This is a genomic window from Candidatus Vicinibacter proximus (assembly GCA_016713905.1).
Taxonomy (GTDB): domain Bacteria; phylum Bacteroidota; class Bacteroidia; order Chitinophagales; family Saprospiraceae; genus Vicinibacter; species Vicinibacter proximus.
This window is the reverse complement of record JADJOE010000001.1, coordinates 1,624,849-1,645,106: the sequence shown is the minus strand read 5'-3', so window position 1 is coordinate 1,645,106 and position 20,258 is coordinate 1,624,849. Positions and strand designations below refer to the sequence as shown.

Here is a 20,258-nt window from a genome sequence, read left to right as displayed (position 1 = left end):
TCAATCAGCTTATTAACTTTTTCCATTGCTGAGCCAAAGTTCATAACTGTAACATTAGTCCCAGATGTACTTTCGGACTTTGTGCAGGAAGACAATCCAATTAATGAAAAAACAATAAAAGAAACTGTTAAATAGGTTAATGCGGTCATAGACCTATTCTTAATAAGCATCCATTAATTAAATTCGGTTTTTTGAGTGTCAAGCCAGTGTTTGTTTTGAAAGAAGAAAAATGTTTCATTTTTAAATAATTTTAATGATAAAAAAATTGTTAACGAAACAGGTAAAAGCAATTTTAAAAACCTTACTTTTGCGGGCCTAATTTTCTAGTTAGAAGGGCCTGCGTCCCCATTTCGATGGGTGGTCGTGGGCTTTTTATTGTCTTTTTGACTGTTTATATCTTAAACTTAACGTTTTGTTAATTGATTTAGTTCTTGAAATTGGAATTAACGTTTTGATTTGCGATGGGCGGGCTTTTCACCACAAATGTTCATGCAGAGCACAAAACTTTCGGCTACCACAAAACTGTCAAGGAGCACGAAACCCCGCCTATTGCAAATGTGCTGTTAGCATTAGCTCTTCTGTCTGTCGAAGTGTTAATTTGCATTGTGCTGTCGTCTAATTATTTCGTCCACTATTTCTACCGCTCTCTTTGTATGTAATTCCGTTTTTTGGTCAATTGTTAAACGATGTCCTTCTTCAATTGATTTAATTTCTGGAATTACTCCAACTTCTTGTTCTATCGCAATTGTCTTGATATTTAAAGTGTCGCCATAGGTCGGAACGGTTGTTTGTAACCAACCAAAATATGGTTCTTCTTTCGTCCTGTTTGGGTCTTCCCACAAGTCCATTCGTTTTCCAAAGTTGTCCGCGCTGATTGATGTCCACACGTTAAAAATTAAATTCTCTGTATGGTCAGTTATTGGAATTGTCAGCCTACCACGATGAAAGAAATGTTGTTCGAATCCACCACACACAAACTCTCTTTAAGCTCAATTCGTTTTTCTCGTTCGTTTGGTGGAACAGAAAAGTAATAATCTGGATAGTCAGACCCAAAGCAAAGAGGTATCTCGTCTCAAACCTGTCCGCAACAAGAACACGTGTATGTCGGCTTGGTGTTGTCTTTCTTTAAAAATGAGAATAGTTTCATTTTCTAATTGTCTTGGTCGTGGTTTCGTCTTTCAGAGTTACTGCTAACGTCAGACTGTGAAAAAACTCTTTTTATTATTCATAATATTATAAATGTGCTTCATAAAAGCTGTTTAGTTCATTTCGATGACTTTTGAGAGTACTAATTCTTAGCTGCAAATTGAAATCTTGTAAATAATAATTGCTCTAATGTTCTTAAAATAGACCGATTTAAAACAAAATAGGGTCTTTCTTGTAAGGAGATACCCAATTTTTTAATTTTCAATCAGCTCTGGGACGCCAAGTATTTTGAAACATCGCTTGATGTTGTAAACGAGCATAATGAGACTGTGTTCTCCATTGACTTTCTTCAGGCCTTTCAGATTGGTATAATAATATCCCCACTTTCTCTTATTGTGCCGAACACATGTTCATTAATCTCTTGACGCTTGCGATACAATGATGCATTTTCTTTATATCGTTTATTATTGGCTTCCACTGCAGCAGCATATTCACTTCTCTCTATTTCTCTACCACCGCTTGCTCTTCCAGTACTAAATGCTTTACCGGACAGGTTTTGCAATCTGGTGTTCTATATTTTTAAAATTGATGACTCGTATTTCCTCTTCCGGATTTTTTATGCCATGTTCCGGTGGTACTCAATGTTTCTTCCTTCAGGACAAGTATAAGTGTCAGTGTTTTTTCATGATAGATAAAATTAGTCACCACATAATCTGGAGTGGTTCCGTGTATATTGCTGTTGACTATGGCCAAAGGTGCTACAATGGTTACAATATTAGCATCTTCACATTGTTTAATTTCCTTACCATTATGATATCCCTTGTCTAATAAAGCCACAAAACTTTCAAGCTGCAAATTTTCTTTGGCTTCAAGAGCTATGTCTGACATTGCATTTCTGTCATTTCGGTTTAAGGTATGAGTTGCTACCAATCAATTTATGCTTTTCATCAACCGCTGTCTGTATATTGTAGCAAACTTCAACCACCTGACCTTGAACTAAAAGGGCCCTGGAATCAGGATCTGTTGTACTGACTTGAGGTTCTCCTGAAGATTTTAACTGATCTTGTAATACTTCGTATTTAATTTTATTCTTCTTTAGTCGCTCAATTTTATCTTGGATATTCGCCACTTTAATTGCATCTTCTATAGTGTCATTTTGCTCAAGCTGCTTTAGATATTCATTGCTTTTTTCTTCAATAAAGGCAAGCTGTCTATCAATTTTTAATTGATTAAAATTATTTTTTTACTATTGTGAGCCCTGGATTTAGTCCCATCTATAGCAATTGTTTGTCCACACACAAGGTCGATATCTTTAAGAAAAGCAACGAACAATTTGAATACATTCTTTAAAGCCAATGGATTGTCTTTTCTAAAATCGGAGATAGTGTGATAGTTTGGGGACAAACCTAGTGTTAACCATTTGAGTTCAATATTCCTGATGCATTCATTTTCAAGTCTGCGACTGCTACGCAATCCATTGAGGTAGCCGTATAGGTATATTTTTAAGAGTGTAGAAGATTCAAAACTTGGACGACCTTCGGTTTTTAATGTTTTGACTTCAAAACCAAGTTTCAAAAGGTCTAATTGTTCTACAAATGCATCAATAAATCGTACAGAATTATCTTTATCGATGGAATCTTCCAATGAACTCATTTGCAATTGCAATCTTGGTATTCCGGTTACATGATTCATAATATATAAAAATACAAATCAGTATTTATACAGCAAAGAAATTTAGTATTTATTTTTAAATTAGTTTTTTCACAACCTGACGTTTTGCGGCTTTGCGTTCGGGCGGGATTAGAAGCACAAACTTTCAGCCTTGCACCAAAGTTAATAAAAGCACAAATATTCAATTTACCACGTCAGCCCGCGTGACGCAAAACCGCTGTTAGTGGCTGGGCTTTGGTCAGCCTTTGTCGTAATACTTTTGATTTTTGTGAGTCTGTCAAGTGTCTTGGCTATTCTGTCCACTTTCGTTTGGTCAGTCTTGGCAGAATATATCCACTTCACATAGTTGAGTTGTTCACTTTCACTAAGTGAGTTGAAAAATTGTAATGCTTCTGGTTCTTCTTGTAGGCACAACAATAGCTCTTCAGGAACTTCTAACGGTTCATTGTCGGGATATAAAATGATGTGAACGTAATCGCCTGCCTGCTTTTTGATTTTCTTTCTGATTTCCAGATTTTACAGGTAGAAACAACTTTCCCTTACCTGTCGGCATTAAATGGTATTTGCTGATTTCAAAGCCGTCAATACTGCCCTTTACTTTTACCCAACCAAAAGGGGATTTTTTGTCGGGCCAAACTTCGGGGATTGTCGCATAAGTCCAACCGCCTTTGCCAGGATATTTTTCAAGCAGATATTCTTTATCAATCAAAGGATTGGTTGACATTACTTTTCGAATTTCTTGTTTATCCATACTGAAAAAATCCAATGACTGCTCCCATTACGATACTTGAGACTATCAAAGGAACTAAGTGATCAGGTTTGTTCGCAACAACGGTCAAAGCAATATACCAAGGTATATTCAAAATAAGTGTGAATAAAATGGAAGTTGGAATTTTCTTTGTTCCAATCTCAACAAGATATACTACAAACCCACAGCTAAACCAAAACGTAACGGATTGTATTAAGACCCAATGGTCGGTTTTAGGGTCTGCAAAATAAATGAGTAGCCCCTCTAAAAATGCTGGGACTAACCCTATAATTGTAGCATTGCGTAATTTGTTCCTTGTTTTAATATTTGCTTTTGATTCCATTTTTTAATTAATTTTTTGTTATGCTGCAAAACTAAAACCGTGTTATGACAAAGGTATGTCAGTAGGGAAAAACTATTTTTCGCAATGCGAACTAAAATAATCTTCAAGTGAGAAAAGGCGGTCGGGAAAAGTGTCTGTAGTGGTAGCAAGGTTCAAAATTCTGTCTATGCGAAATTCTCGTATTTCATTTCTTAAACGGCAAAAGGCAACCATAACCCAATTTCCTTTGGTCAGGTAAACACCTAATGGCTCAACAAGCCTATTTGAAACGGTGTCTGAATAAAAAGTGTGATATTTTATTTTAAGCAACAAGCAATTTGTAATGGCTAATTGAATAGTTGAAAGCCAATTGGTTTCGTTTGTCAGTTTGTTTGAAAAAATATGAAGCCGTTCTTCCAACTTTTCTGCTTTCTCTTTTTCTGAATAGCGAATGATGGCTTTTATCTTGGTTACAACGCTTGTAAGGTCGCTATATGCAGACTTGTCAGCGTTCTTTTGAAAGTATTGTTGTGCAGTCAGCAAAGCGTTTATTTCCTGTTGGGTAAACATTACAGGCGGTATTTGGTAACCGTCAGTCAAAGAATAGCCTTTTCCTACTTCCCCGATTATGGGAACTCCAGCTTCTTCTAATGCTCTGATGTCACGGTAAACTGTCCGTTGGGTAATCTCAAACTTGTCGGAAAGTTCCTGTGCCGTTACTACTCGTCTTGACTGCAAGTGAAGCAAAATATTTGTTAGTCTTGTTAGTCTTGTCATTTGTTACGGTGTCTGTTTAGCCTTGCCACTAACGTTTCTGAGATTGATGCAGGCAGAGCATTTTCGATAGTGGACTAAAGTGAAAAGCTGTAGGCAAAACTACAACCAAGTCTTGAATGAAAATTGATTGCTCTGCTTGCATCAATCTCATGTTATCGGCTGTTTATTTTCTTATGTAGTATTCCAAGGAGCCTTCTCCCAACCAATTAAACAACAATAATGTATCACCACTAAAAGAGATGTTTTGTTCAAACCCACTTTCAAATTTAAGATACATGTTAGTTATTATAGTATCCTTTTTAATAATTAAATCATATTGTTCTCTCTTAACTAAAATATTGTTGATAAATTCACTAAAATAGTAATCATCAAAAGATAGTTCGCGTTTAAGTCCAGTCGTTTTTGGCGTATCATAGAAATTTGTAAATCCATAATATGTCTTTACCCAGTTCCAATTCCCTAACACACTGTGATTAGTAATTTTTTCCTTTTCACACCCAAAATTAAAAAATGTATAACTATTACTAGTAGTAAATTTACTTTGCTTAAATTCTTCATTTCTTTAGATGGTTCTAAAATAGCCGATAACGTTTTGGCGCTTGGCGCAGTGGCGGATTTCGGAGCACAAAACTGTCAATACACCACAAAAGTTGATGCGAGGTAGAATGTTCAATTAACCACTGAACCCGCCATTGAGCCAAACGCCTGTTGGGTGCTGGCTTTCTTTCTGTCGTCTTTTGATATGTTTCGTACTCGTTTATTTTTTATTAGTATTCTAAAATATGGGCATTTTCCATCTATTGATAAGTCTTTGTCATCGTTCCCTTTCCTGAATTTAATTAGTTCAAATTGGTCAGGATTAAATTTATGTAGAAATGTTATTGGTACTCCTATGTGTCCGTCATAGTCCAATGGTATGTCTTCTGTTTTGTCAACGTTAATACCTTCATAATTGTCATATTTTGGATATTCATTCTCGTTTCCAAAATATTTTTTTGTTAGCTCAATGTCTTCGTGTCTTTTGAAGTTGTCCAAGTTTGTCAGCCATAAGCAATTGTTTGGTGATATTATTCTATTTCCAAAACTATCTATTCGTGCTTCTGTGCCATAAAGTTCGTAATGTTCTGGGACAATAAATCCTGAAACGCCCCTTCCAAGATTTATTCCCAACCAAGCTCTATTCTCTTTTATAAGTTTAAAAATTTCCTTGTATGTAATTGCGTTAATGTTGCCTATTATCAAAAATTTCTTGTCATACTTTACTAATTGAGCTACATATTCTCTGAATAACGAAAATGGAGGGTTTGTAACAACTATATCTGATTGCTTTAATAGTTCAATGCTTTCAGGACTACGAAAATCACCATCACTTTTAAAATGAATAATGTCGTTAGAATTTGGTGAAGACGTTTCTCCTTCTTTACCTGTATACTCAAAGAAAAAACCATTTTCAGTTTCTTCAGTATTAAATAAATCATTCTTTTGCTCTTGATAGCAAGCCGCAATCAGTTTTTTTAGTCCTAATTCCTTGAAATTGTCAGCGAAATATTTAAAAAAATTACTAATGCGAGCATCATCACAGTTACAAAAAACCACCTTATCTTTAAAGTGATTTTTATAATGTTGCAATTCACTTTCTATATCGGAAAGCTGTGTATAGAACTCATCACTTTTCGATTTCTTAGCCTTTTGCAGTAATTTATTTGTTGCGTTTCTCGCCATGATTATTCTTTATTTATTTTTTTGTTATCTGATTGAACAAATCACTTCCTAAAACTTTAAGTGAAGTTTTAGAAATTTCAATCATTATATCAAACATTTCCTTGTTATCCCACTTTTCTCCTTTTCCTTGTGAGTAGATAGAGGTAGCTTGGAGCATAATCGTTTTATCTTTATGTTTAACAAATTTATTCGCGCACAAATTGGTGTTAATTGGCATTCCAAAATTTGCCGAAGTTAGTCTATCTAATCTATTTAACATCCCTGATTTATATTCAAGTGTTACAATCCTTCCATCAGGTCGTTCAATCGAAATTGTTTCTGTCAAAAAGTTAGAACCTTCTAAAAATAGAATGTAAGGAAAATGAGATTCAGAAAGCATAAAGTTAGCAATTTCTGATATGTTTTTATGAGACCTTTCTATAGCATTTCCTGCTGCCATTAAGTCTTGATTGTTTTTCTTGCCTACTTGTTTCCCTTTTCTGATGTTTACAATATCTTTTCCTTGATGTTTAGCTTCTGACACTAAAACTATTCTCCATTCACCGCTATCATCTTTTACTTCAATTATTCCGCCATCGGGTATTATACTTGAATTGGGAACAAAAAGAGTTTGCCCTAATTCAGGATCTACTTTCTTTAACGCTTCGTTTATTTCTTCTTTCCGTATGCTTTTCTTATATCGAAAAGTCAATTGGGGATATTCTGTTTTGAGTTGTTCAATTACAAGTTTTGATATTTGTCCAACTTTTAAGTCGTGTGATTTTGCCCCATCACCAAAGATTCCTACTACTCCTTGCGATTTTTTATGTTGCTTTGTCAGTCTTGTTGATTGGTTCTTTTTAGCCATTTTTTAATTCTTTTTATATTCTTGCAAAGTTAGTTATTACGGTCGTCTTTTAAGCTTGCACCCAACGTTTTGCAGATTTGCGATGGGCGGGACTTTTACCACTAATGTTTATGCGGGGCACAAAACTTTCGGCTATCACAAAACTGTCTGCGGAGCACGAAACCCCGCCTATTGCAAATGTGCTGTTAGCGGCTGCTCTACTTCTCTGTATGAAAGTCGGTTGTTTCATGTTTTGCACTTTCTTTAATTTTTCCACTCGCCTCTAAATAAACTGATAATGTCAAACGGAATTTTATTCCAAACTATTTGCTCTGCATACATTCCATTACTTAAAACAGTTATTCCAAAGTTGTGTTCTGGAAAAACCATTAGTGTCGTTGAAAAACCAGGATTACCTCCAACGTGCCAATAATATTTTCCTAAGTCTTCAGAATTAGTAATCCACCAACCAAGTCCAATTGATACATTTTTGTTTTGAGGAGCAACATTTCTTGGAGTCCACATATTTTGCAAAGTGCTGTTCTGCAGAACACCATTGGATGTGATGGGATTATTGTAAATGTTCAAATTGTGCATTATCCAGTTACACAAGTCAATGGAGCATGAATTTAAATTAGCACTTGGAGAATGCTCGACATTTTCGGAATACATACCCCCAACTTTAACAACCTTTCCTTTTAGAATATGAGGGGAACTTCTTCTGTCAATTGGAATTACAGTGTAGTCAAAAAAACTAGATGGCATATTAGCCTTTTCTAAAATACTGTCCGTTATATAATCTTGGTATTGTATGCCAGAAATTTTTTGAACCAAATAACCTAAGATGTCATAAGCAGAATTGCTATAAGTTTCTGTTGCATTAAATTTTGTCCCCGGAGCAAAGTCAAGAATTTTGTTGTCTAAACTGTAAACCAATTTTCGGAGGGAACTACTATCGTTTGGTGAATGGTTTAACTCCATATCCCAATGTAACCCAGAAGTATGGGTAAGCAAGTGTTCTATTGTAATGTCTTTGTATCGTTTGTCTTTCATTTTAAAGTCCGGTAAATAGAAAATTAGTTTTTTACTTATATCTATTTTACCCTGCTCGGACAGTTGCATAATTGCAGTTGCCGTAAAGAGTTTTGTAACAGAGCAGGTGAGGAAATTTGTCAAGCTGTCTATTGCCTTTACTTTGTTGATTTCGGCTGTGCCGTAACCTTTTGTCAGATAAATTTTGCCGTCCTTAACAATGCCAATAGAAACACCAACCATTTTATTAGTAGTCATGTAAGCGGTCACGATACTGTCAATTTTGTTTATAGCAATTGTCTGTGTAATTTGTCCGATTGAGGAAAGGAAGAAAAGTGATGGTGCTAAAATTGTCAGTATAGATTTTGTCATTTTGTTCATTTCTTGTCTGTCGGTTGATGTTTGCACTGTCACGCTAAAGAGTTGCCGCTAACGTTTTGCGGCTTTGCGAAGAAGCGGATTTCGGAGCACAAAACTGTCAACATACCACAAAAGTTGATGCGAGGTAGAATGCTCAATTAACCACTGAACCCGCTTTTTTGCAAAACCGCTGTTACCTGCTGGCCTTCTGTCCACCGTGCCGTTGCAAGCCTTGTCAATATTGAGTTTTCGTGTCATTGTCTGCTGTGTTTGTTGGGCTGTGTGTCGGTGTATTTTTATTTTTTTTGAAGCGTTGGGAAATTTTTTAAAAACAATTTTGTCTGCGTTGGCAAAGCAAGCTCTTTTGCAATTTTTGGTCTGTGCGTGGGCTTGTGCGAATTGCAAATGTGCTTGCTTTTAGCGTGGGCTTTCCTTTGGTTTCATAAATATTGATATTAGAAGTCCTATTCCAACTACCACGTCAACTATGTTCCACATTTGTCTGCCAAGTGCGATTTTGAAAAACGGTTGGAATAACAACGCAAGTCCACCGTAAATAATCATTTCTGTCTGGCTTCCTTGTTCGTGTGCTTGATAAGCTAAAATTGCAAATCCAATTAGTCCTGCGAACCTTACAAACTGATAAAAACCGTAAGGCATATCCGCCAAACACAGAAAAAACAAAATCGCTAATACTATTTTTATAGCATTATTCATCACGTTTATTATTGTCTTGTGAATTGTCAGCAATACCAATTAAGTCAAACTGCGGTAGTTCAGAAATTTCAAAATACTGACTTGTGATTTTGTCAAGGAAAGTATCAGTAATTATGTCGTCTTCCAAATATTGCTCAATGTCTGGGATAAGAGCTAATATTTTTTCATCACTTACATTTAGACGGTGTCGAATGTTTTTGAAAAACTTGATTTCTGAATACTCGATTTGTTCGTCTGCATTAATTGTTTGTATTGCAAAATCAATCAGAGTCAGTTCTTCTTGTTCATTAAGTTGAGTTTGCTTTAACAAGTCAAAATAATATTGAAAAAAGGTTTTTCCACCACCGTTTATTTTACCAACAAGCAAATTGATTTCTTCTTGAAAGTTGAAATTGGCAAATAATGGAGATTTTTCGCACATTGATTTTATAAGGGAAATTTCCCTATCATCAATATTTCCGTCTGATGCCATACAGCAAAATGCTGTTTTAAGCAAAAGTTTGTCAAAAGTTATTGTGTCCATAAATTTTTCTGTTTATTTTATTTAAAACCAATTCTTGGTCGTTCGTTATTATTTGATTGTTGACCTTCCATTTTTGCTCTGATTTCTATGTAACTGTTTAGTTCTGATAAAGAGATTGAAGGTTTGTTCGATTTTATAGTTTCTATCAATATTTCTTTTGTTATTCTTGACTTAGAACGCAATGCCATTCTTGAAGCTTCATCACATAAAAATTTGATGTCGCTTGAAACATAGTTTTCAGTAGCCTTTGCTAGTTCAGCATAGTCTAAACCTATATCGGTTGGTCTTTTCTCTAAATAGAGCTTGAACATTAATTCCCTTGCTTCAAAGTCTGGTGGTGGCAAATAAACGTGTTTGTCTAATCTCCCTGCTCGTAAAATTGCTGGGTCTATTGAGTTTGGCCGATTTGTCGCACCTACAATAAAAACTCCGTCATCACCGCTATTATTCATTTGTGCTAAAAATTCATTCACAGCACTTGTATTCATATGGTTGACACTTGAATTGTCTCTGTTCGGAACTAAAGCATCTAATTCGTCAATAAAAATGATACTTGGGGCGTTTTTTCTTGCTTCATCAAAAAGGTTTTTAATATTCTCTTGTGAAGCATTTACCCATTTGCTTTGAATGTCGGAAGGTTTAATTTGATAAAAATTGAACCCTATCTCTTCTGCCATCTTTTCTGCAAAGAATGTTTTTCCGCAACCTGGAGGGCCATATAAAAGCATTCCGTTTGGAATTGTTAATCCATATTCAGCATACTTTTCTTTCTCATTCAAAGCGTCAATAACATCTAATTTGATGGTGTCTTTGAGTGCTTGCATTCCAGCAATTGATTTGAAGCCTTCGCCTTTTTTTACAGTCTTCAAGGTTTGAGTTGATTGTGCAGATTTTTCAAGAACAGAATTTTCAACTACGATTTCACCATTAACAGCCTGTATGAATTCTTTCAAGTTCTTGAATCTATTCTCTGCATTAGGTTGTAAGGCTTTTGCAATGATGTTGAAAGTATTGGCTTCAATCTTGGATTTTGAACTAACAACTTGTAAGGGTTTTTCTCGCTCCTTCAAAATTGCATCTTCTAATCTTACTGTATCAGATTTGAATTTGGACAATTCCACAAACCAAGGCGGTAGTCCAACTAATAAATGATAATACAAAGCACCTACCGAGAATATATCACTTTGAACAGAAAAGACTTTGTTAAATGTTTCGTTGGCAGAATAGAAAGGATTAAGAGCATCTTTTTGAAAATCTTTATTTGATTGGACCAAAAATCTTGCATAGCCAAAATCTATTATTTTGGGAACTGATACCTGTCCCGATAAATCCATCATCACGTTCAAATTGGTTACATCGTTATGGATAATTGGGTTTTGTTGATTGTGTAAGTAATTTAGACCGTTAAGCACCCCAAGAATTATGTCCTTTGCTTCATATGCATTAAAGGTTTGTTCCCTTTTCATTTTGTCAGCAAGGGTTTCACCACTTATAAAGTCTAAAATGGCGTAAGCGTATTTTTGGTTTTCTATAAGAAGTTCACCACTGTCACTTAGTTTGACAATATTCGGGTGTTTCAACTTTTTCAGAATTTCTATTTCTAGCACATCACCACTTTGGTCAAATTGAGTTCTATGCAATTTAGAATATGAGAAGAGTTTCAAAAGCTTGGTTGTCTTTTGTTTGTCTTTAACTCGATAAGTTTCTGCGTAACTTCCTTTTTTCAAAAAGAAAGTTACGGTGTACTTGTCTTCAATTACTTGACCATTAGATAATATGTGATTTGTGATATTCATAATTTATCCTACTAATACTGAATCATCACCACTTGGTCTGTCTTCAGGATATAAACAATCTATTATTGCAATCACAATCGGATGCAATTCATCAACATCAGGACTTTCACCGATTTTTTGCAACCCTTGATTTAAAAGTGTTCTCGCTTTATTTGGGTCTCTCCATCTGTAAGATCCAAAGTTTTGATTATGTTGTCTTATAAAACCAATCAATTGGTAAATGAATGTTAATTGGATGAAAAAGCTATTAATTTCATCTAATAAAACATTTCCAAGTTTCACATCCTTAACCTTGATTACTTCTTCCAATTGGTGTTTAATTTGATTAACCACTTGTGCAGTCTTATCATTGCCAAGTTCTTTGTTAGCCTTTTCGAGTCTATAATATTCTTCTTTCAATTCGGCTTCTAACTTGGGCCATTCTGTAGTTTCATTAAGTTCATCAATGGTTTTAAGTGTCTTTCGCAGATTGGTTAATACTTCTTGCTTACCGTCAACATCATTCTTGTTGTTTTCAAATGACTTTTCAATTTTCTCTAACTCTGTCTCTGCTTTTTTCAGCTTCGCATCATCAGAATGGTCGCCATCACTTTTCAGTTCCGAAACCGCCCCTTTTGCCTTTTTTATTTCATTCGATAACCATTTAGTGTCAACTGACTGAACGGTGTCAGTCGGAACTTCAATTTCGGAAGTATGGTCTAAATATGGAAAGTATGCCTGAACAGAAACAAGTTGTGATTTATCAATGCTTATAGTTAAGTCAACGTCAGAATTTTCTGGTAATAAAGCCGGTAAATCAGAGCCACTGATAATAATATCATAAACGTGTTCATTGTACAAAGATCTAGTTCCGTCCGCTCCGTGTTCGCCTTGGTAAATAGGAATTTTGATAAAATCGGAATCCATTCCTGGGCGAATCTGCTTTTGAGTTTTTAATCCGTTTTTCGTACCAATCGCTGGTAAAGATTTATTCTTTTCTAGTCCTGGAACTTCTTTAAACACAATTTTACCTGTTGACTTAAGTTTGATTTCAATTCCCCAATTATATGGAAGAGTTGCGTTACCAATTTTGAACCTTGAATTACATTAAAGGTATTAGGCTCGCTTTCCAATAAGTTACCTTTGTTATCATAAAGGGTCACTTCAAAAACATTGGTTTTCCCTTCGTTCAATTGCACATCTATTACTTCACCGATTGCGTTGATTTCAACTTTTCCGCTTGACCAAGCATTATCGCTCCTTTTGATTTCGGCAAAAACCTTTTCTGGAATTTCTCCTTCTGTTTTATCTTCTAAAATTTTAAGTGTTACAAATTCTTCGGTTTCTACTGTCGAAGATTCGTGTCCAATTTCAAGCTGAATTTTTGTTCTGTCTCGTGTTTGCTCCTTTATTTGTTCAGACAATTCAACCGTTGAAGCATAAAGGGCAGCACCTTTTGAAACCACAGTCATTGGGTCAACACTTGTATCTGGTTTGCAAATTTGTTTTTCTAACATTTCTCTCAATGTTGGAGACAATGTAGGACCACCAACTAAAATTAGAGAATCTAAAGAACTGCCTTTGAGATTTTTTCTTTTCAAAAGAGTCAGACTAGAATCAATTGCTTTTTGAAAAATTGGTGCTAGAACTTTTTTAAGTTGCTCTTGTGTTACAGTAAGATCAATTTCAATTTCTTCACCTTCGTCATCGATTCCACATCTATCTTCTTTATAAAGATTGTATTCTGGTTGAAATGACAATTCATTTTTTAACTCTTCTGCATAAGATTTTAAGGCTTCTCTATAATTTTGCTTCTTCTTCTCATTTGACAAAAGTTTAGATATGTCAAACTTTTCTTGAATGTGAGGTATTAGCAATTCATCAACAATTGCTAAATCTAAATTTTTTCCACCTAAATAGTTGTCTCCTTCTGTGTCGATTACTTTCATTATGCCATCTTCAACTTTTAATAAAGCTGCGTCAAAAGTTCCACCACCAAAATCAAATACTAACCAAAACCCGTTTTTACTTTTACTCTCTAGGCCGTAAGCCATTGATGCAGCGACTGGTTCTTGAAGTACTTCAATGTGACTAAAACCCGCCAATTTACCTGCCCTTCTAGTCGCATCTATTTGATTGTTTTTGAAAGCAGCGGGCACAGTAATTACTACAGATGAGAAATTTTCGTCTGTAATAAATGACTTTAGTGTTTTTAAAACTTCTGCCGACAGCTCTTCAGAACTTAATTCCTTTTCAGCAAAGGAGCTCGGATACTTTTTATCAGTACCCATAGTCCTTTTAAATTCAATAAAAGCGTTGCTCTCAAAGTCTTCAGAAAGTGCCCTTTCTTTTTCACTTCTATAAGCAGCGTGTGCTGGGTCTCCTACTAGGATTCCTTTCTTATTATAAGCAACACAAGATGCCATTGTATCTTTGCCTTTATTTGTTTTTTTTATTAAAGGTTCGCCATTTTCCATTCTGGAAATTGCAGAATTTGTTGTGCCGAGGTCAATGCCGTAATCAATTTTTGTTCTTGCCATTTTGTTAAATATTTAATTTTGTGAAACATCAACTTGTGCCCTTTGAATTAGGACTCCGTTGTAGTTTACTTGCGGTTTGATAATTGCGTTTATAATTCTTGTTCCTTTTGGAAGAGTCTCGTCAGTAGTAAAATTAATAACATCACAATTAATTCTTTCATCATATTCTTGATTAAGCAGATTAATCATTTCGTACCCGTTTGCTGCAAAATTGGCTTGAATCCTTTCAATTCCTTTTTCTACAGGTTTAAGTCCTTTTATATTTGAGTCCATTTTTGAAATATTTTTATGCATTCTCACTATTTCATCAGCAACTTTAAGGGCAAGTGAATGGTCTGTTTTATCAGAAGTTGTTGTTGGTTGATTTTTGGACTCTTCCTGTTGAACCTTTAATTGAGTTTCTAGGACTTCAATGAGTTTGTTATCAAGCTTCAAACTTTCTTCTTCTAAAGATTTCTTGGTGTTTCTGATTTGAGTTTCAACATCTGTTTGGCTTGACTTTATTCGCTTACCCAAGAACAAATACATCATTGCACCAAGAAGTAGAGTTACTAAAGAAGCAATAATCCAATAAAGTCTGTTTTTCTCTACATCACCACCAAGTTCCGAAATTCTGGTTTCGGCTTGTTGACCTGTTTCTTGGATTTTCGTTCCTAAATTATCTGCTATTGTATTGATGTTGCTTCGGTTTGTTTCAATAAGGCTGCTTAAACTGTCGACTTTACTTGATAAGTCGATGACAATGTTTTGTTGTTGTGTTATTGTCGATTGCTGACTTTTTACTTTCGAGGTTAATCCATCTATTTCCTGTTTTTGCTTTTCAATAGTTTTTTGTATAGCTGTTATATCAATAACAAGCGAGTTATCATTCTGCGTTTGAGCAAAAAGTGTTGTTGTGCTGAACAAGGCAACTATTAGTATTATTTTTTTCATTATTTCCTGATTGTTTTGATTAGCTGGTCTAAAAGTTTGCGAATTATCTTGTTTGTTTTAGGGTTATCTCTAAGTTTTTCAACTAAAATAGGAGAGTATTTATAGTAAATTCTTATAAAGCTACGCCCTAACACAGATTTGCTAAGAAATTGGTCTCTGAAATTCCTTAACTCAATTACTTGGGGAAGATTATAATTTCCATAAGCCATAGTAGCAATATAACAACCATCTGTAGCTGTGCTGATAGTTTTACCAACTTGCTTTGCTGTAGATTTTGCTTGGGCTGCTCTTACATCTTTCCAATAGCATATGTGCTTTATTTGGTTTATTTGAATTGGTCCAAGTTTGCTAATCAAAAAGTCTACTAGGTTTTTATATTCCGAAACTTTTGATTGGTTTGAGCAGCGTTGTATCATTTCAACGTCATTAATAGTTATGCCTTCGCTAACAACTTCAACGACTTTATTCCAATTTAAACAATCTTCCTTCATTTTATCAACCTTAGAATAGTTGATTGTTTGATTATATGACATTTGCATTGTCATTTTTAGGACTTGGGCATCAATTTCACTTATTGCCTTATCGTAAGCTAATTTAATAGAGTTTAGTATAGCAATAGCCTTATTTATCTCTCGGTCTTTCATATCTTCAAGAGATGCAAGGCTATCTTTTGCACGGTCTTTAGCCATTTTCCCAACAGCTATTGAGTCGGCTAATTTTGTTAGTTTTTGGGAGGATTCAAGATAATTATCACGAGAATTGTTTTCTTGACTTTCATTGAAATAATCAATTCCACATTGCATTATTTCATTTGCTAACTGGTCTGCAAGTGCTTTATATTTTAAATCGCTTATGCCAAGTATAGATTTTAGTAACGCTAATTCGTCTTTTGTGTTAGTATATAATTTTAAGCCAAATTCATATGCATTGCTTTTGTTTTCCTTACGTTTCTTTTTGCAAGTTTCTATTTGGCTTTCAATTTTGTGTAGAGGTTCTTCAGTGAATTTTTGCGATAAATACTTCTTTGTAATACCATTACAATTGCTGAAAAGCTTTAAAGTGTCCGAACTAGAATACTTTCCTTTAAATTGTTTGAGGATATCATCTATAAATTTTTCAGTTTGCTTTTGGTTGTCTATAGTGTAAGTTTGGTCTGCAACAGTATGAACAAATTCGGTAAAACTTGGTGAATCAATTAGCTTGATTTTGGCTTCAATACCTTCTTGAATTTCTTGTTGAGATTCACTAAGCAATTTAAGCGTACCTATATTATTGAAACACGAGAAGTTTTTGATGTTACTTCTTTTCCGTTAGTCACTTTGTCCCAAATTTCAACCGCTTTTTCTTTATCACCATTAATTAGATAGTTAAAAGCCGTTTCATCAAAATTATTCGATTTAAGAAACCAGAACAATGAATGACTTACCTTGTCTTGATTCTGCTCAATACCTGAAAATGCCTTTGTGATTGAGTTTTCTGAGCGATCAACATTGCCAAAAAATGGGAAATCAAGTTCAGAATCGACTTGTTTCCCAATACTAGCGTACTTGGTAATTTTACTTTTCTGTTTTTGAAGTTCTTTTTCAGAAGAGTTAGCAAGAATGCCCGCAATTCTATATGGATTGTCTTGAATCAGTTTCATTTACATTTTATTTATGATTGTGTTCATATTATCTTCTTTCGGTTACTATGTAAAATTGCCAAGTGTAGCCCATATTGCTCTCCATATATTCTGTGCCTATGTTAGGTATTACACCTGGTGCAGAAGCACGATAATTATATGTTCCTGGACTTAGTGTAATTGTTCTTTTTTGTTTTGGTGAGAACGAATAAGTTTCGCTATTTAATTTTAAAGTAAGTGTCATTGAGGTATTATTGAATATTTCAATTTCGGGATTGTAAGTGGAAGTCTTACCACTTGGAGTAAACATACCTCTTTCATTTTTCTCTACAATCTCACCAAGTTTTACAAAGGACTTATGTATATAACCTTCTTTGTCGGTTGCAATGTCAATGATATTATAAAAATCATTTTCAGTCTCAAGTGATACGATGAAAATTTGTGTACCCTGTTTAAGCGATGATATTACACCGTAATCTTTACCCGGTCCTTCACGGAAATTGACTTGTTTAGTGACCCAGCCTAAGTATGATTGGCTGAAACCAATTGATGCTGTCAGTAAAAATAAAGTTAAGAAGATTAGTTTTTTCATAGCTACAAGTTTATTGAATTTATTTGTACTGTCGGTGCGTTGGCAAAAAATGGCTCTTTTGGTTTTGCGAAGGGTCGGCTTGTGTGTCGGGCAAAACCAAATGTGCCATTTGTGCGGCTGGCTAAAATTGTTTTTAAAAAATGTGCGGTGGGAAAAAATAAAAATACAGAAGCGTTGGCTTTAGAGTCGGCTGTCTGAATATTTACTTTTTCTGTCCTTATTTTCTGTTTCATTCTCTTGTTCATTTTTACTCGGTTCGTTCTTTAGGCTTGCAGGTAACGGTTTCGGGCTTTGCGTTAGGGCGGGTTTCGAAGCACAAATTTTAAATTTATTACCAAAGTTTATTAGAAGTACAAAGCTCCAAATTCACACGTCAGCCCGCCTGACGCAAAACCCGTGTTATATGCCGCTTTTCTTTTCATTTTCAGCGTTTCTCTTTATGTGTGTCAAAACTCGTTCGTGTATGTTGTGAATGATATGGTCACTCCAAATTTGCCAATAAAATGTCGGTCTTATGTTGTGATAATACCAAGTTGTGCCTTCTAAAAGCGTGTTTCCGTTTGGCAATTCTGTCAGTTTGAATTGTCCTTGTTTAGAAACAAAATAGTCGTGTAAGTGAGGAGCGTCAATGTCCCAAAAACTTAATTCTTTCATTGGTTCGGGTTGTTCTACTACGTCAAATTTTAAAAGTCGTGGTTCGTCCCAAACGGTTATTGGTTCTACAAAACTTCCTGTCGTGAAGTTGCAATGTCTAACCGCTCCAACTCCTGTTCCTTCAATTTTTGCGTTTATTGGATATGCAATTCCAGTCTTAAAAATAAATTCGGTCGGCTCGTCAAGTTGCGGAAACTCAACAACGTTTTTCCAAACTGTCTGAGGGTCTGCGTTAATCTCTATTGAAGTTACAACCGAAGTCAAAGTCGGTTCGTTGTCTTTTTCTATAAACGCCATTGTCGGAATGATACCGATTAAAATTAGCATTGTCGTTGGTGCGTTGTTTGGTGTCTTGTTGACTATTGCATAGCCAATTAAACTCCCAACCCAAGTCAACAAAAGTCCAATTGGTGCAGCCATTGCAATGCAGATTACACCTTCAATTGCAAACACTAAAAGTCCTGCCGTAAAAATTCCAAGTGTCAAAAAGCCAATTTGCCACGCTTCCTTTTTTGTTATCTCTTTTTCAGTCCGTATAAAATTGTCGAACCCGCACCAATCAATAGAGGTGTTAAAATAAACAAGGCAATTCCATATTGTCCAATTCCGTAAATGCCCCAAATTGTCAAAAGTCCTGAAATGATAACAGTCAGTCCGACCGAAATCCATTTTCGTTTTTTGTCGTCAGTTGGCAATATATTTTCTATTTGTTCTTTCATTGTCGTGTCGTCCTAAAGTGGCATATAACGTTTTGCAGCTACAAGAAGTTGGCGATTTCGAAGCCGTAAACTTTCTGCCACCACTGAACTTGATACGAAGCACAAAGCTTCATTTAACCACTGAACCGCCAATTTCTTGTAGGTGCTGTTATGGGCTGGTTTTATTACTCTTTCAGTATTTTCTTTGAAACTATTTTTCTGTCTGAAGTAGTTATCGTTATAAAATAAATTCCATTCTTCAAATTACTTATGTCTATTGGTTCGTTAGTAAATTTGTCGGATTTTATCAATTGTCCAAGTGTGTTTGTGATTTGATAAGTTAAAATTGACAAATGACTTTTAATTAAGATAGAATTAGCAGTAGGGTTTGGATAAACAGAAAACATGTCATCTTTTACTAATTGGTCAATACCAGTTGAACTACTATTGAAAACATAAAGTCCTGCAATGGAAGTGTCAGTTCTTACAAAATCAACTGTATTTGCTGCACATACTTGATACCAAACTTTATTACCATTCGTAAGTATTTTACCAATTGTAGGGCCAATATGAATTCCATTTGTAGGCAGTCCATTTGGAATTTTAACAGCAGTTGCTCCACCATCTGTGCTTAAAAAAACATTGTCGGATGTCCCAGTACTTGTTTCCAAGAAAAAAATATTTCCGTTTGGTGTTCCAATAATAAATGAACTTGTCAGCGGTGAGCTGTTGTAAGTTGTGTTAACTATTGTCCAAGTTACACCATTGTCTGTGCTTTTAAATAATTTATTAGTGCCAGCATCTACAACAGCAAAAAGATTTGCTCCTGCCTCAAAGAAACGCACAACATCACTGCCGCTACCTTGTGAAGCTATTGTACTTGTTTGAATATTTGCAAAATTTCCATTGTCAACATACTTAATTACGTTATTACTGCCACCACCTAAAAATAATCGGTTGCCTTTATTGTATGAACAAACTAAATCAATGCCACTACTTCCGCTTGCAACAACAGTTAAATTACCTCCTGTAGTTGTCATTGTTCGAAGTGTGGTGCTTCCGCTTCCTGCATTCCATAATAAAGTACCCGCATTCACTTCACCATAAATCCCTACTCCTTGTGGTAAAATACTAGTCCAGTTATTTAGTCCTTGAAAAGAGTAAGAACCATCATTAGGTATATTTTGGAATCCAATAATCATATTATTAATTGGTAGCCCAAAAATTGGTGTATAACCTATGGCATCTAAAGCTGTGAAGTCTCTTGTGAAAGTCTGCCCTCCGTTTGTTGAGACGTAAAATCTTTTTGCATTAAAAGAACCAGTTCCAGTTGTACTACCGTAATAGATTAAAGTGTCACCTTTGTTGAAATATTTTACAGAACTTGTCCATAAAGAGTCAAAATTAGTGGATAGCTTAGACCATGTTTGAGCATTGGCCGATAAAATTGAAACCAAAGTTGTCGTTAAGAGTATTAATTTTCTCATTTCATTTGTTTATCTTCCTACTCGTTTGGCTTTTCGGTTTCGCCCCGTTTTTTAATGGTCGCTGGTCTCCATTATTGAATTGCAAAATTAAGGATTTGTCATTGATTCAAAAAA

At 35.0% G+C, this 20,258-nt stretch carries 24 protein-coding genes and 2 pseudogenes; all 26 read right to left on the bottom strand.

Annotated elements, in window-relative coordinates:
• Nucleotides 1–593: 593 nt before the first annotated feature.
• Nucleotides 594–974: a DUF2199 domain-containing protein gene (locus IPJ83_06480; GenBank protein MBK7880190.1), complete on the bottom strand. Its 381-nt coding sequence runs from the start codon at nt 972–974 to the stop codon at nt 594–596.
• 530 nt (nt 975–1,504) lie between these two features.
• Nucleotides 1,505–1,708, bottom strand: coding sequence for a hypothetical protein (locus IPJ83_06475; protein MBK7880189.1), 204 nt, complete (start codon nt 1,706–1,708; stop codon nt 1,505–1,507).
• Nucleotides 1,709–1,725: 17 nt separating this feature from the next.
• A complete protein-coding gene (locus IPJ83_06470; GenBank protein ID MBK7880188.1) occupies nt 1,726–2,034 on the bottom strand; it encodes a hypothetical protein in 309 nt (102 codons plus the stop codon).
• Nucleotides 2,035–2,044: 10 nt separating this feature from the next.
• Nucleotides 2,045–2,275 carry a hypothetical protein gene (locus IPJ83_06465; protein MBK7880187.1) on the bottom strand — a complete coding sequence of 77 codons (231 nt, stop codon included), beginning with the start codon at nt 2,273–2,275 and terminating at the stop codon, nt 2,045–2,047.
• A 92-nt stretch (nt 2,276–2,367) separates the two neighbouring features.
• Nucleotides 2,368–2,838 (bottom strand): transposase, encoded by a 471-nt coding sequence (locus IPJ83_06460; protein ID MBK7880186.1) that lies wholly within the window; start codon nt 2,836–2,838, stop codon nt 2,368–2,370.
• A gap of 217 nt (nt 2,839–3,055) precedes the next feature.
• Nucleotides 3,056–3,541 (bottom strand): annotated as a pseudogene (locus tag IPJ83_06455) (DUF1905 domain-containing protein).
• A 19-nt stretch (nt 3,542–3,560) separates the two neighbouring features.
• Nucleotides 3,561–3,890, bottom strand: a complete 330-nt coding sequence (locus IPJ83_06450; GenBank protein MBK7880185.1) for a hypothetical protein — start codon at nt 3,888–3,890, stop codon at nt 3,561–3,563.
• A 90-nt stretch (nt 3,891–3,980) separates the two neighbouring features.
• Nucleotides 3,981–4,664, bottom strand: a complete 684-nt coding sequence (locus IPJ83_06445; protein ID MBK7880184.1) for a YafY family transcriptional regulator — start codon at nt 4,662–4,664, stop codon at nt 3,981–3,983.
• A gap of 163 nt (nt 4,665–4,827) precedes the next feature.
• On the bottom strand, nt 4,828–5,130 hold the full coding sequence (locus IPJ83_06440) for a hypothetical protein (GenBank protein ID MBK7880183.1): 303 nt from the start codon (nt 5,128–5,130) through the stop codon (nt 4,828–4,830).
• A 203-nt stretch (nt 5,131–5,333) separates the two neighbouring features.
• Nucleotides 5,334–6,386: an adenine-specific methyltransferase EcoRI family protein gene (locus IPJ83_06435; GenBank protein MBK7880182.1), complete on the bottom strand. Its 1,053-nt coding sequence runs from the start codon at nt 6,384–6,386 to the stop codon at nt 5,334–5,336.
• Between the two features lie 13 nt (nt 6,387–6,399).
• A complete protein-coding gene (locus IPJ83_06430; GenBank protein MBK7880181.1) occupies nt 6,400–7,233 on the bottom strand; it encodes a restriction endonuclease in 834 nt (277 codons plus the stop codon).
• A gap of 49 nt (nt 7,234–7,282) precedes the next feature.
• Nucleotides 7,283–7,462 (bottom strand): hypothetical protein, encoded by a 180-nt coding sequence (locus IPJ83_06425; protein ID MBK7880180.1) that lies wholly within the window; start codon nt 7,460–7,462, stop codon nt 7,283–7,285.
• Nucleotides 7,463–7,476: 14 nt separating this feature from the next.
• The gene (locus IPJ83_06420) at nt 7,477–8,616 is read right to left on the bottom strand and encodes a beta-lactamase family protein (GenBank protein MBK7880179.1); all 1,140 of its coding nucleotides are present in this window, start codon (nt 8,614–8,616) and stop codon (nt 7,477–7,479) included.
• Between the two features lie 57 nt (nt 8,617–8,673).
• Nucleotides 8,674–9,009, bottom strand: coding sequence for a hypothetical protein (locus IPJ83_06415; protein ID MBK7880178.1), 336 nt, complete (start codon nt 9,007–9,009; stop codon nt 8,674–8,676).
• A 12-nt stretch (nt 9,010–9,021) separates the two neighbouring features.
• Nucleotides 9,022–9,321 carry a hypothetical protein gene (locus IPJ83_06410; GenBank protein ID MBK7880177.1) on the bottom strand — a complete coding sequence of 100 codons (300 nt, stop codon included), beginning with the start codon at nt 9,319–9,321 and terminating at the stop codon, nt 9,022–9,024.
• Nucleotides 9,314–9,844, bottom strand: a complete 531-nt coding sequence (locus tag IPJ83_06405; protein ID MBK7880176.1) for a TerB family tellurite resistance protein — start codon at nt 9,842–9,844, stop codon at nt 9,314–9,316. Before IPJ83_06405 ends, IPJ83_06410 begins: the two co-directional genes overlap by 8 nt.
• A gap of 17 nt (nt 9,845–9,861) precedes the next feature.
• On the bottom strand, nt 9,862–11,640 hold the full coding sequence (locus IPJ83_06400; GenBank protein MBK7880175.1) for an AAA family ATPase: 1,779 nt from the start codon (nt 11,638–11,640) through the stop codon (nt 9,862–9,864).
• 3 nt (nt 11,641–11,643) lie between these two features.
• Nucleotides 11,644–14,159, bottom strand: a pseudogene (locus IPJ83_06395) (Hsp70 family protein).
• Between the two features lie 12 nt (nt 14,160–14,171).
• The gene (locus tag IPJ83_06390) at nt 14,172–15,092 is read right to left on the bottom strand and encodes a hypothetical protein (protein MBK7880174.1); all 921 of its coding nucleotides are present in this window, start codon (nt 15,090–15,092) and stop codon (nt 14,172–14,174) included.
• The gene (locus IPJ83_06385) at nt 15,092–16,345 is read right to left on the bottom strand and encodes a hypothetical protein (protein ID MBK7880173.1); all 1,254 of its coding nucleotides are present in this window, start codon (nt 16,343–16,345) and stop codon (nt 15,092–15,094) included. Before IPJ83_06385 ends, IPJ83_06390 begins: the two co-directional genes overlap by 1 nt.
• An 11-nt stretch (nt 16,346–16,356) precedes the next feature.
• The gene (locus IPJ83_06380; protein ID MBK7880172.1) at nt 16,357–16,734 is read right to left on the bottom strand and encodes a hypothetical protein; all 378 of its coding nucleotides are present in this window, start codon (nt 16,732–16,734) and stop codon (nt 16,357–16,359) included.
• 28 nt (nt 16,735–16,762) lie between these two features.
• On the bottom strand, nt 16,763–17,305 hold the full coding sequence (locus tag IPJ83_06375; GenBank protein MBK7880171.1) for an SH3 domain-containing protein: 543 nt from the start codon (nt 17,303–17,305) through the stop codon (nt 16,763–16,765).
• A 2-nt stretch (nt 17,306–17,307) separates the two neighbouring features.
• The gene (locus tag IPJ83_06370; protein MBK7880170.1) at nt 17,308–17,538 is read right to left on the bottom strand and encodes a hypothetical protein; all 231 of its coding nucleotides are present in this window, start codon (nt 17,536–17,538) and stop codon (nt 17,308–17,310) included.
• Between the two features lie 166 nt (nt 17,539–17,704).
• Nucleotides 17,705–18,445 carry an SRPBCC family protein gene (locus IPJ83_06365; GenBank protein ID MBK7880169.1) on the bottom strand — a complete coding sequence of 247 codons (741 nt, stop codon included), beginning with the start codon at nt 18,443–18,445 and terminating at the stop codon, nt 17,705–17,707.
• 29 nt (nt 18,446–18,474) lie between these two features.
• Nucleotides 18,475–18,678, bottom strand: coding sequence for a hypothetical protein (locus IPJ83_06360; protein MBK7880168.1), 204 nt, complete (start codon nt 18,676–18,678; stop codon nt 18,475–18,477).
• 164 nt (nt 18,679–18,842) lie between these two features.
• Entirely contained in the window at nt 18,843–20,144 is a 1,302-nt protein-coding gene (locus tag IPJ83_06355) for a T9SS type A sorting domain-containing protein (protein MBK7880167.1), read from the bottom strand.
• Nucleotides 20,145–20,258: the final 114 nt, after the last annotated feature.